General features: G+C 44.0%; 9 protein-coding genes and 1 riboswitch. Of the genes, 6 read left to right on the top strand and 3 right to left on the bottom strand.

Features of this window, described 5'->3' with window-relative positions; translation table 11 throughout:
- Positions 1-3: 3 nt before the first annotated feature.
- Together OCU46_RS16675 and OCU46_RS16670 are read right to left on the bottom strand one after the other, a co-directional pair.
- Entirely contained in the window at positions 4-672 is a 669-nt protein-coding gene (locus OCU46_RS16675) for a transglutaminase-like cysteine peptidase (RefSeq protein ID WP_141270445.1), read from the bottom strand.
- A gap of 5 nt (positions 673-677) precedes the next feature.
- Positions 678-2,069 (bottom strand): HlyD family type I secretion periplasmic adaptor subunit, encoded by a 1,392-nt coding sequence (locus OCU46_RS16670; protein WP_141270447.1) that lies wholly within the window; start codon positions 2,067-2,069, stop codon positions 678-680.
- Positions 2,070-2,416: 347 nt separating this feature from the next.
- Here OCU46_RS16670 and pdxH point away from each other — a divergent pair, with 347 nt between their 5' ends.
- Positions 2,417-3,055 carry a pyridoxamine 5'-phosphate oxidase gene (pdxH, locus tag OCU46_RS16665; RefSeq protein ID WP_141270449.1) on the top strand — a complete coding sequence of 213 codons (639 nt, stop codon included), beginning with the start codon at positions 2,417-2,419 and terminating at the stop codon, positions 3,053-3,055.
- A gap of 58 nt (positions 3,056-3,113) precedes the next feature.
- Positions 3,114-3,509 (top strand): ACT domain-containing protein, encoded by a 396-nt coding sequence (locus OCU46_RS16660; RefSeq protein ID WP_141270451.1) that lies wholly within the window; start codon positions 3,114-3,116, stop codon positions 3,507-3,509.
- 73 nt (positions 3,510-3,582) lie between these two features.
- Here the strand turns inward: OCU46_RS16660 and OCU46_RS16655 are convergent, their stop codons facing one another.
- The gene (locus OCU46_RS16655) at positions 3,583-5,436 is read right to left on the bottom strand and encodes a TonB-dependent receptor domain-containing protein (RefSeq protein WP_141270453.1); all 1,854 of its coding nucleotides are present in this window, start codon (positions 5,434-5,436) and stop codon (positions 3,583-3,585) included.
- 38 nt (positions 5,437-5,474) lie between these two features.
- Positions 5,475-5,699, bottom strand: a riboswitch (cobalamin riboswitch).
- Positions 5,700-5,877: 178 nt separating this feature from the next.
- On the opposite strand from OCU46_RS16655, the gene putA reads away from it, so the two are divergent.
- The 4 genes from putA (at position 5,878) to OCU46_RS16635 (ending at position 11,830) form a co-directional block, all read left to right on the top strand.
- Positions 5,878-9,048, top strand: a complete 3,171-nt coding sequence (putA, locus tag OCU46_RS16650; RefSeq protein WP_141270457.1) for a bifunctional proline dehydrogenase/L-glutamate gamma-semialdehyde dehydrogenase PutA — start codon at positions 5,878-5,880, stop codon at positions 9,046-9,048.
- 2 nt (positions 9,049-9,050) lie between these two features.
- Positions 9,051-9,746, top strand: a complete 696-nt coding sequence (locus tag OCU46_RS16645; RefSeq protein WP_141270459.1) for a hypothetical protein — start codon at positions 9,051-9,053, stop codon at positions 9,744-9,746.
- Between the two features lie 115 nt (positions 9,747-9,861).
- Complete coding sequence (locus OCU46_RS16640) at positions 9,862-10,953, top strand: patatin family protein (protein WP_141270461.1); 1,092 nt, start codon at positions 9,862-9,864, stop codon at positions 10,951-10,953.
- A gap of 88 nt (positions 10,954-11,041) precedes the next feature.
- A complete protein-coding gene (locus tag OCU46_RS16635; RefSeq protein ID WP_141270463.1) occupies positions 11,042-11,830 on the top strand; it encodes an ABC transporter permease in 789 nt (262 codons plus the stop codon).
- Positions 11,831-11,839: the final 9 nt, after the last annotated feature.

Raw genomic sequence — 11,839 nt, 5'->3', positions numbered from 1 at the left:
ATATTATTCGTCCAAATTGACCAAAGGCTGGTTTAACACGAGCTTTTTTTGTCGTTCTCGAACTTGATTCCACAAGCTTAATCGAGAAGACTTTCCAGCCACTTTTCCTTGGATACTTTCTTTAGCGAGCCACAAGTGGTCACCGTTAAAACTATAAATAGGTACAATGTCGGGGCGCTGAGAAGCGGGAAGAATCCGAAAATCCAAATTATCTAGAACAAGGGGAACAGAGTTTGGAGTGGGGTAGTAGGCAACCACCATATGAAACTGGTTGTATTCAACGGCTTTGCCGTAGATGAGCCTCAGCTTGTTTTCATCTATACCAAGCTCTAGTAGGCTGAAGTATTTGGCTATAGTGAAGTCTTCACAGTCTCCTGCGCCCACACCAACAAACTCCATAGGAGTTGCCCAGTAATCCTTTTTTCCCCACAGATGGATATCGTCAACAAACATGAATTGATTGAAGAAGTCGTTGATGAGCTTTAACTGCTCTAGTTCAGGCTTACCTGCGGCATTTGCCACGGCGTTACGCCATGCAACCACTCGCTTTCCAGCTCGCTCTCCGTAGGCTGCCTCAACCTTAGTCTTCCACAGCAGTTCTTCTTTATTGAGTGCGGAAACGCTAAATGTAAGAGTCCCTGCAAGAAGTGAAATGATTAAGGGTCTAATCATTTTAATTATTCACGCAGGGCGCGCCCTTTGGCGCTTAAAACAGGCTTAAGCAAATAGTCGAGTACGGTCCGTTTACCTGTGATGATGTCAACAGACGCCGTCATACCTGGGATAATTGGCAACTCTCCGTCACTACCAAAACCGGTTTGATCGGTATGAACTCGAACTAAATAAAAACTATTTCCTTCTTCATCTTGAATGGTATCCGCACTGATGTGCTCTAAGCGGCCGACAAGCCCGCCGTATTTGGTAAAGTCGTAAGCACTAAATTTAACGATGGCGAGAAGGCCAGGGCGCAGGAAAGCAATATCTTGAGGGGCGATCTCAGCTTCTACCACCAGTATATCTTCAGTAGGCACAATCTCGACAAGATCCATCCCCGGCTGTATCACTCCACCTACGGTATTGGTGTGAAGCTTCTTGATGGTGCCTGTTACGGGAGATGTGACAATAGTGCGGTCAACTCTATCTTCTAGACCGACGGTACTTTGTGTAATCGCTGAAAGCTCATCTTGGCTAAGGTTAAGCTTCTCTTGCTGTTCAGAGCGAAAGCCTAACGCTGCATCTACACGGCTAAGTAGCGCCTCTCTGATTGCCGCGTTAAGCACAGGTACACGCCCTCGAGCAGAGTCTAGCTCGCGTTTAGTGTCGTTGACTTGTCGTTTCAGCTTAATGAACTCGATTTGCGGTACTATGCCTTCTTCGGCTAGTGGCGCCATAAGCTCATACTCTTTCTGAGCAAAGTCATAGCCCTGCTGAAGGTTAGAGATCCGGCTTCTTACTTCATTAAGATCTTGAATTTTCTGATCAACTTGTTGATCTAATACTCTCAACTGATTTCTAAGATCATTAAGATCTTGGCGATATTCAGCGCGTTGTCTAGCGGCCAACCTAGGTTGAGTTTCTTCAAAATTGGCCGGATAGACGAGCTTATCTGTACTAATAGTGACGCTATTACGCCAATTTCTTAGAGTGACATTCTCTATAACTTCAATACTGGCTACCGATGCTGACAGTTGTAGAACCTTTGCGGTTAGGTTGTAAATCTGCTGTTCACGCTCACGAAAGTCAGATTGAAAGCGAGTGTCGTCAATAAGCAGAAGTTGTTGTCCTTGAGTGACCTGTTGACCTTCTCTTACGAGAATCTCTTTAACTAGACCACCCTCTAGGTTTTGCACCACCTGCAATTGACTAGAAGGGATAACCTTGCCACTACCTACGGTGACTTTGTCTAATTCAGCCCAACTAGCCCAACCGATAGCGCAACTGAAAAATAAAAGAACGAACCAGAGCAGTAATCTAGCGTTTGAAGGGGTGTTTAAAAGCAAAGCTGCGGTTTTATCATCCACATACTCTAACTCGGTGCGACCGAGATTTTTAAGCTTCTCTTGACTCATAGGCCATCCATTTGCGCATTGAGTGAACGAGGAAAATTGATTCTATAACGGGTCTTACGTAAACGCGCTGAGATAAAAGGAGCGTTTACTCTATAGTATTCTTATTTGTTGTTGATGTTAAGTATATGACCATTTCATTTACCATGTATTTACAACTTATTAGGTGTAGTAGGTTATTGAATTTATGAATGAATTTTTTGATTGCGAGATTGCTGTGGTAGCTGTTCGTTATTTAAATGGCAAGAATAGAGATTTACCGCCGTATGATGGTGGTTTCAATTAAAAACCCTCTTGAGTTCTTTGGCGTTGGGGCGCAGAATTTAGCAAAATCGATTTGAGGATGTGAAATGAAGTTAACGGATATTCGTCGAGACTATACCTTAGGTGGTCTTCGCAGAAAGGATTTGAAAGCAAACCCTGTTGATCAGTTTAATTTATGGTTAGAACAAGCTATCGAGGCTCAGCTTACAGACCCAACTGCAATGACAGTGGCGACGGTTGATGAGCGTGGCCAACCTTATCAGAGAATTGTTTTGCTTAAGAGCTTGGATGACCGTGGCTTTGTGTTTTACACAAACCTTGGAAGCCGCAAGGCGATACAGCTACAAGAGAACAATCGAATCAGTCTTCATTTTCCTTGGCACCCACTAGAGCGTCAGGTTCATGTTACTGGTGTGGCAGAGAAACTCACTGCAGCAGAAAACTTTAAGTACTTTACGTCTCGTCCAAAAGAAAGCCAGCTTGCCGCTATTGCGAGTAAACAAAGTTCACGTATCTCTGCGCGAGGTATTTTGGAAGGTAAGTTCCTAGAGCTTAAGAAGAAATTTGCAGATGGCGAGATCCCAATGCCATCTTTCTGGGGCGGGTATCGAGTAAAGATTGAATCTATTGAGTTTTGGCAGGGTGGTGCGAATCGCCTGCACGATAGATTCGTTTACACAGCAGATGAAACATCGGAATGGGAAATTGAACGCCTAGCGCCTTGATTTACACTGTAAAGCTACGCTGTAAGAAACTGGGTAACGAGAAAAGTAAGGAAAGACAATGTCAGGAATCAAAGAGTTAGATCAACTTCTTAAGTCAATGAAACCACATTTACAGGAAGGTGAGTTTGTCTTTTGTACTGTGAAGGGCGATTTGCAAGACTATATTGAGCTTAACCCAGTAGGCACCTTCATAGAGCCAGAAGGCTTAACTTTGATACTAGAGAGAGGGCTTGCCGATCAGAAGCAATTGTCATTTGATGGCTCCTTTCGAATGATAACATTGACTGTGCATTCAAGTCTTGAAGCTGTGGGACTAACTGCAGCTGTTTCAACTAAATTGGCTGCAAAGGATATCAGCGCCAATGTGGTAGCTGCCTATTACCATGACCATATTTTTGTTCCGGCCGCCAAAGCTGAACTGGCACTTCTGGCTCTAAATGAGTTTGCTGAATAAAACTATTCTTGAAGTACCAGATACAAAAATCCCGACACGAATGTCGGGATTTTTTGTATTGCGCTAACAAGTATTAGAAGCGGTAGTCAATGCCTGCGTAGTAACTGCGCTCAGGTCCGACATAGTTAAAGCCAAAACCTTCTGATGTCTCATAATCTTCATCTAAAAGGTTGTCGACTTTTAGCTTGGCCAGCAGATTGTCAGTGATATGATAACTAGCAGCCACGTCAATTGTAACGTATGAGTCCAAAGTACCGTTTGCATCTGGTCGCTCTCCAGTATAAATGGTAGAAAGTGACAGATTGAGAGCTTCATATCCGTAGTTCATTATCCATTTGTAGTTTTGTTTTGCTCTACGTATTAGTTGTTCGCCTGTTGTTTTGTCTTGAGGATCTTTCCAATCGCCAACTAATGTGTGTGTAACTGGGCCAGTATCGAAATCTAAAGACAATTCTATGCCTTTTATCTCAGCTTCATTAATATTTTCTAAGCTGCCGTAATTAGGTGGAGTGGAGTTGCTTACCCACGTAAAAAGATTTTCTATATTATTTTGATAGGCAGTAAGGTTCCAAGTAAGAAAAGAGTAGTAACCCGCCAACCCAACTTCATAAGATTCAGATTCTTCTGGTTTTAGGTCTGGATTAGTCGCCAAATCAAAGAATGCAGGTGCTTTAAAAGCTGTGCCGTAGCTCGCGTTGAGCATGAGTTGCTCGGTTATATTCCAGCCCGCAGCTAGTCCCCACGTAGTGTTACCACCATACATACTATTTTCATCATGCCTAACACTAGCTTCAAACAGTACAGAGGATTGTTCAACTGCAACAGTACCAAATATACCGGTATTGTTACGGGAATTTTCATCAAAATCCGAAACTGGTTGGACATTACCTAAAAAATCAATGTAATACCCTGAATTGCTTGCTTCTTCATATGAGTAATCCACACCGCCATTCAATACCAAATTATCAATACCTTTATAGGTATTTACCCAAAGAACAGAGGTCCTTTTTGATTCAATTAAAGCGGCTGGCGCACTTAGACTATCCTCACCATCGCTTTGTTGTTCATTGGAGTAGTTGACTTGCAATGAAGAACTAAAGTCTTCACGACTATATCCAACATTGCCAGACAAAATATACGCATCAGTTTCTTGAAGGTTCGGTGTAGATGTTGGAGAAGATACATATTGGTTTTCGTAGTTTTGATAAACTCCGTTAAACCCTGCTGACCAATTTTTATTTATCTGAGTAGAAATGCCACCATTGATAAACTGAGACTGATATCCATACTTATTATCGGTGTTTTGATCTGTAATATTATAGCCTTTGCTTCCTTCATTGCTGGCTACAAAATTGCCTTTAGTAGATTCAGATATATCTCCAACAGATCGCCAAGCTTCCTGATGATAATTGTTAGACCCACCATTTAGTGTTAATTCATGAACAGATGCGTCTGCAGGTTTAGTTATGATACTGATAACCCCGCCAATTGCATCGGCACCATAAACTGATGCTCTTGGGCCACGGACTAATTCAATTCGTTCAATTGCAAAGGCTGGTATCAAACCTAGAGTATTTGCGGTACCACCAGCAGCTGTATTTAAACGAACACCATCAAGCAAAATTAAAGTTTGATTACTGTTCGAGCCACGGATGAATACACTGTTTGTAGCTGCTTTAGTACCCTGAGAGGTGATTTCAACACCGGGTAAGGTTTTTAGAACATCATAAGCACTATCAGCTTGTAGCTGCTCTATTTGTTCGCGTTCAACAACGCTCACAGAAGCTAATGCAGAAGTTTGAGTTTGTTCAAAACGGTTGGCTGTGACGACCATAGTTTCATCAACCTGAGTTGACTCACTATCTTGGGCAAAAAGTGTTGGGGCATACAGCGAAACTATAGCTGTTGCTAAAATGGATTTTTTCATTTTGAGTCCTAATACGCGTAGTTATAAAAACGTTTATGTTTGCGTTTTTCTTACTGGCAGGTATTCGGACTAATGAGCACTGTAGATTTTCCTATCTACAACCTAGCGTCTCACTTCCCGCAATTAGGTTATTGCAGTGTGCAGGGTTACCCCTTAAGACGTTCGTTCTCAAATACCGCTGCGCGTCAGTTTTGGATTCACACCAAATTCCCTTTTAAGCCTGAAATCTCTGATTTCATGACACCAGCGGGGGAGAGTCTATAGAGTGTTAAAGGAGGTGTCTAGTTCCCTGAGAAAGTTGTTAAATGTGACGAAATGTAATGTTAAGCGGCTGTAATCACACTTCTCTTGATCATTGTTCCGTATTCTTTGCTTTGCCTAGTACTGCTCTGTAGGATTGTCGCCAAATTCATGGTGGTTTTATAGAGCTGAGGAAAAGCAATGTTTACAGCATCTAGTGTTTTAAATCCCGATTTCATTAACCAACCGAAAGAGACGCTTTGGTCTCTCATTTCACCTATGTATATGGTGGATGAATCGGCTTGGTTGAATGAGTTATTAAAGCTAGCAACACCTCTTGAAGAGGAAAGGCAGCGTACAAAACGTCAAACTACGGCTCTAATTGAAGCGATCCGCGCCGATAAGCGTTCAATTCAGATGATTGACGCTCTTTTATTGGAATATAGCCTAGATACCCAAGAAGGCATCTTGTTGATGTGTCTTGCGGAAGCATTGATGCGTATTCCTGACTCTGAAACCGCCGATGCCCTGATCAAAGATAAATTAACGGTAGCTGATTGGAAGTCTCACCTGAGCCAGTCTGACTCTGTGTTTGTGAATGCTTCGACTTGGGGACTAATGCTGACAGGTAAGGTTGTTGGCGTTAACAACCAAGAAACAACCAGCCCAAGTTCTGCTTTGTCTAAGCTCGTCAATAAAATGTCTGAGCCAGTGATACGTAAGGCCATGCACCAAGCAATGAAGGTCATGGGACATCAATTTGTATTGGGTCGTGATATTAAAGAAGCTCAGAAAAACGGAGCGCCATTACGCAAGAAGGGGTTCACCCACTCTTTTGATATGCTGGGTGAAGCAGCTTTAACCTCAGAGGATGCACAGAAGTACTTCAATGATTACTTGATGGCAATTGAATCTGTAGGTCGAAACAAACAAAATGATGACGAAAGTCCTGCGCCATCGATTTCTATCAAGCTATCTGCATTACACCCTCGTTATGAGGTCGCTAATAAAGAGCGTGTTCTTAACGAGCTTCATGACACATTGATCAAGCTATTAACTCGCGCTATCGAGTTGGATGTAGCCATCACTATTGATGCAGAAGAAGCGGATCGCCTTGAGCTGTCTTTGCAACTGTTTGAGAAGGTCTACACCAACGATCTTGTCAAAGGGTGGGGTAAGTTTGGCCTAGTGATCCAAGCTTATTCTAAGCGTTGTCTACCTGTTCTGGTGTGGGTGAATGCACTGGCGAAAGAGCAGGGCGATCTTATTCCTCTGCGTTTAGTAAAAGGCGCGTATTGGGACAGTGAGATCAAATGGTCGCAACAGGCAGGTTACGCCAATTACCCTGTTTACACGCGTAAAGAAGCCACTGACATGTCTTATCTGGCCTGCGCTCGATTCTTATTGAGTGATGGTGTACGGGGCAATGTATTCCCACAATTCGCGAGCCATAATGCTCATACTGTTACTGCGATTGCAGAGATGGCAGAGCATACAGACTATGAATTCCAGCGCCTGCATGGCATGGGTGATTCGCTCTATCACCATGTGATGGAGAAGTACGGTCAACCTGTGCGTATCTACGCTCCAGTGGGAAGCCACAAAGACTTGCTGCCTTACTTGGTACGTCGCCTACTTGAGAATGGCGCCAACAGTTCGTTTGTTCATAGACTGGTAGATGCGCGTTGTCCGGTTGAAGATCTAACCCATCATCCCGTTGATACCTTATTAGCCAATGAAACCCTTCATAATGATCAGATCCCGCTCCCACCACAGATATTCGGTGAGCGAGTCAATTCTATCGGCATTAATGTGGATGTGGAGAGCGAGGCGTTGCCATTTGAGCAGCAAGTCAATAGTTTCCTAGCCAAGCAATGGCAAGGCGCTCCAATCATTAATGGATCTATGATCTCTGGAACTATGATCAAGGAAGAAAGTGTTGTTGCTCCTTTTGATCGTAGCCTAACGGTAGGTAAGATCGCTTTTGCAAACCTTGATCATGTTTCCGAAGCGATTACTACAGCTCAATCAGGGCTTGAGCATTGGAGATATACACCGATTGCTCGCCGCGCTGAGTGTTTGAACAATCTAGCCGATAAATTAGAAGAGAATCTTGCAGAGCTGGTCGCTCTTTGTCATATGGAAGCAGGTAAAACCATCCATGACAGCATCGATGAGGTGCGTGAAGCGGTTGACTTCTGTCGCTACTATGCGGACAACGCGATTCACCTTGGTCCTGAATCTATTCAAGGTTTTGATGGCAATCTGCAATGGTGTGAGAGACATGGTCGTGGCGTGTTTGTATGTATTAGCCCATGGAACTTCCCGTTGGCGATCTTCTTAGGCCAGATATCGGCAGCACTTGTTGCGGGTAATACTGTCGTCGCAAAACCGGCTGAACAAACAAGCTTGATTGCCGCTCGAACCGTAGAGTTGATGCTTGAGTCTGGCTTTCCTGTTGATGTGATTCAATTCCTGCCTGGGCGTGGCGCTGAAATTGGTTCTGCTTTGACTTCTCATCCTGCGATTGCTGGTGTGGCATTTACCGGTTCTACCGCAACGGCTAAGCGAATCAACCTATCTCTTGCTGAGCGCGACAGCCAACCGGTTCCGTTCATTGCAGAAACGGGTGGCCAGAATGCAATGATTGTCGATTCTACGGCGCTCCCTGAACAAGTGGTTCGCGATGTAGTGCGCAGTGCGTTTGCTTCTGCAGGTCAGCGCTGTTCGGCGTTACGTGTGTTGTTTGTACAAAAAGACATAGCGCCAAGAATCATTAAATTGATTCAAGGTGCTATGAAAGAGTTAAGCGTGGGCCTACCTTATCTGCACAGCACCGATGTCGGCCCTGTGATTGATGAACTGGCGCAACAAAAATTGCTCGCACATATCGAGGCAATGCGCAAAACCCAGAAAGTGGTTGCCGAAGTAGAATTAGATGAGCAGTGCAACTCAGGGATGTATGTGCCGCCAACCGCAATCGAAATTAGTGATATTTCTGTGTTGGAAGAAGAGCAATTTGGACCCATCTTGCATATCGTGAAATTTGAAGCGAGCCAGATAGCTGAGGTCGTAGATACGATTAATAATACGGGCTTTGGTCTAACCATGGGTATTCATTCTCGTAATGAAACCACTTATCGTTGGATTGAGGAGAATGCCCGAGTGGGCAACTGTTATATCAACCGTGATCAGGTGGGCGCTGTGGTAGGTGTTCAACCCTTTGGTGGACAAGGGCTATCAGGCACAGGTCCAAAAGCGGGTGGACCAAACTATTTGTATCGCTTTACTGAGCATGTATGTCGAAATCGTCAAGTGGCGGATTCAACACAAGAACAGCAATCTTCGCAAACTGATGAGCAAGGGGTATAGCAATGAAAAAAGCATCTATTTGCTTCTCAGAAGCACAACATGCGTGGGCACTTTGGAATCAAACACCATACGCTGCTCGCTACGAACTTCTTAGTTCGGTAGCGACTGAACTTGCTTTGGAAAACTTTAAGGTTCCATTGGCATTTCACCATAAACACAGTGCTCAGTTATTAACTGAACCAGAACTTATGCCGGGGCCAACGGGTGAAACAAATGAGCTGTATACCGCTGGTCGTGGGGTTGCACTTATCATGGCTGACAAGTCTGTCGATCTAGGCTGTGCTAAAGCTCTCTATGCACAACTGGCGGTCGCACTTATGTCTGGAAATTGTGTGCTACTGTGTGTGCAAGATAGTGAACTGGCACAGCAAGTCTTGACGCTTATCGATAATCTCCCGCTTCCATCCGGCGTACTTAGTTTGGTGGAATATGACCAATATGCTCAACTATTGGATAGTGATGTTCGTGTTGTCTGTATTTTGGGCTCAGAAGTCCTAGTTAAGTCTGTAAACCGAAGCTTAGCGGGCAAAGCTGGTGCTATTGCCCCGTTAGTCGCTGAGATTGATTTGTATAAGATGCCAGTAGCGCAAGACCCTAAATTGTCTCTTCGTTACATTACAGAGCGTACGCGAACGATAAACATTACAGCGGTTGGCGGAAATGCAACACTGCTCGAGTTGGGTAGTGCTGAACATTAAGATCAGTAGACCTGAACAATGATGTAGAAGTACCACTCAAATACCATAATACCGAGTTGAATCCTTTGGATTCACTCGGTATTTTGTTATCTGACGTATTTAAGGAATGTGACACATGGAAACTGAGTGTACGAATAAGTATTCGTTAGTAGTTCAAGGCGGGGGACAAAAGGGAGCCTTTGCGGCCGGCGTCTTAGATACCTTTATTGCCGCTAACTACGATCCGTTTTCTTTGTATTTGGGTACTTCTGCCGGAGCACTCAATGTCTCTTCGTTTGTGACCAAGCAGCCTGGTTTAGGTTTAGACTTTATCCTTAATTACACCACTCAAAATCGCTTTTTTGACTTTAATAGATTGGTCAATAAAGAACAGGTGGCAATGGATCTCGATTGGGCCTTTCAGTTTGTGCATAGCGGTGAGTTTCCACTGGATCTGGAAAAAGGTGCTAAGAACCTGGGGTCGGAAAAAGAAGCACTGGCCTGTGTTACTCACGTAGAAGAGATGAAGGACTATTACTTTCCTATCTTTTCTGAGAATTGGTATGACGTGCTAAGAGCCACGTGCGCTATCCCTATGCTATATCATCAAGAGATTAATATAGACGGGGCAAACTGGGTTGATGGTGGTGTTACTGCAACGATACCGGTTCATGAGGCGTATCGACGTGGGGCGTGCAACATGGTGGTGATTACAACAGAGCCCATCATTGAAAAAACAGTAGAAACGAAGGTGGCTATAAAAGCTGAACCACTTGAAAAGCTTAAGTTAGAGCTTGCTCGTGGTATTGAACCTTACATCAATCGTATTGCACCCTTAAGCAAGAATGAGCGTGTCAAACATTTGAGTGACCTGTTCTTAAATCGAGTGAGTCAGCTTAAGCAAAGCCATCAGTTCCCAGCACTCAATTCTCTGCCTAAAAACTGGCTGCCGGATACAGAGAAGCTAACCGAAATGATTGCCCATCAATCACACAAACAGATAAAGGCTCATGCACCCCGTTCAATGGAAATGCTATTTGCTCACTATATGAATCATTCCAGTATTTCTGAATTTATGAATCAGCCACCAGAGGGAGTCACCATCCGAGAGATAGCACCACAAAAGCCTCTTAATTGTACTGGTTTGTTGAGTCACAAAGACGATATCCTCGCGGACTATGAAACAGGTGTGTTGGCAGGCAAAGAGTACTTATCCCAATCGAAATAAATAACTACCTTTCCTTCGTTAATTCTAAACACTTCCTTAGTGTGATTGGTATTATCTAAACTGCTTATCTTCTACTACGGTCTCAACTATGCAGCCTTCTCATGATATTGATTGGTGGCACCTAGCCACCTTTTCTCTTCTTCTTGTAATTCCTTTTGCTATCAATCGCTTCTATAAGTTAGAGCTAGGAAAAGATATCGGGTTGTCTGTTGCAAGAATGTTTGTACAGCTGACCTTGGTGGGGGCTTATCTAGAGTTTGTATTTTCGACTAACAACCTATGGCTCAACTTGGGTTGGATTGCAGTGATGCTTGGAGTTGGCGCCAGCGCGATTGTTGGTAAAGCCAAGCTGCCTCGTAAGGTATTATTTACTCCAGTCATCGGTGGTTTGATTATTGGCCTCGCTCCCATACTTTTCATTCTGTGCTGGCTAGTGGTTCAACCTACCCCAATCTACAGTGCGCAATATGTCATTCCACTGGCAGGAATGCTGCTTGGGAATAGCTTGAGTAGCAACATAGTCGCACTACAAAATCTCTATACTGCTTTTGATGAGCGAAATGAAGAGTATCAAGTTGCCATTGCATTGGGGGCTCCACCTCTATTCGCGACATTGCCATTTGTCAGAGCCGCTATGCAAAAAGCGTTTGCCCCTATCTTGGCGTCGATGGCAACAACAGGATTAGTGACCCTGCCTGGTATGATGACAGGACAAATCTTAGGCGGCGCCTCACCTATGGTCGCCATTAAGTATCAGATGATGATACTGATCGCTATCTTTGTGATGATGAGTATTTCGGTCACGCTGACTTTTCAGTTTAGTCTGCGCAGGTCGATAAATGAGAATGGAAGGGTGATCGTGGGGCTAATTAAGTGATGCCCGAGG

The sequence above is a fragment of the Vibrio comitans genome (genome assembly GCA_024346835.1).
Taxonomy (GTDB): Bacteria; Pseudomonadota; Gammaproteobacteria; order Enterobacterales; family Vibrionaceae; genus Vibrio; species Vibrio comitans.
Note: the sequence above shows the minus strand (reverse complement) of the source record. Positions and strands in the feature narration are given on the sequence as shown.

What these genes read in the sequence shown, in the direction of transcription:
- OCU46_RS16660 (WP_141270451.1), top strand. Translation starts at nt 3,114, where the DNA reads ATGTCAGGAATCAAAGAGTTAGATCAACTTCTTAAGTCAATGAAACCA.
- pdxH (WP_141270449.1), top strand. Translation starts at nt 2,417, where the DNA reads ATGAAGTTAACGGATATTCGTCGAGACTATACCTTAGGTGGTCTTCGC.
- putA (WP_141270457.1), top strand. Translation starts at nt 5,878, where the DNA reads ATGTTTACAGCATCTAGTGTTTTAAATCCCGATTTCATTAACCAACCG.
- OCU46_RS16670 (WP_141270447.1), bottom strand. Translation starts at nt 2,069, where the DNA reads ATGAGTCAAGAGAAGCTTAAAAATCTCGGTCGCACCGAGTTAGAGTAT.
- OCU46_RS16655 (WP_141270453.1), bottom strand. Translation starts at nt 5,436, where the DNA reads ATGAAAAAATCCATTTTAGCAACAGCTATAGTTTCGCTGTATGCCCCA.
- OCU46_RS16645 (WP_141270459.1), top strand. Translation starts at nt 9,051, where the DNA reads ATGAAAAAAGCATCTATTTGCTTCTCAGAAGCACAACATGCGTGGGCA.
- OCU46_RS16635 (WP_141270463.1), top strand. Translation starts at nt 11,042, where the DNA reads ATGCAGCCTTCTCATGATATTGATTGGTGGCACCTAGCCACCTTTTCT.
- OCU46_RS16640 (WP_141270461.1), top strand. Translation starts at nt 9,862, where the DNA reads ATGGAAACTGAGTGTACGAATAAGTATTCGTTAGTAGTTCAAGGCGGG.
- OCU46_RS16675 (WP_141270445.1), bottom strand. Translation starts at nt 672, where the DNA reads ATGATTAGACCCTTAATCATTTCACTTCTTGCAGGGACTCTTACATTT.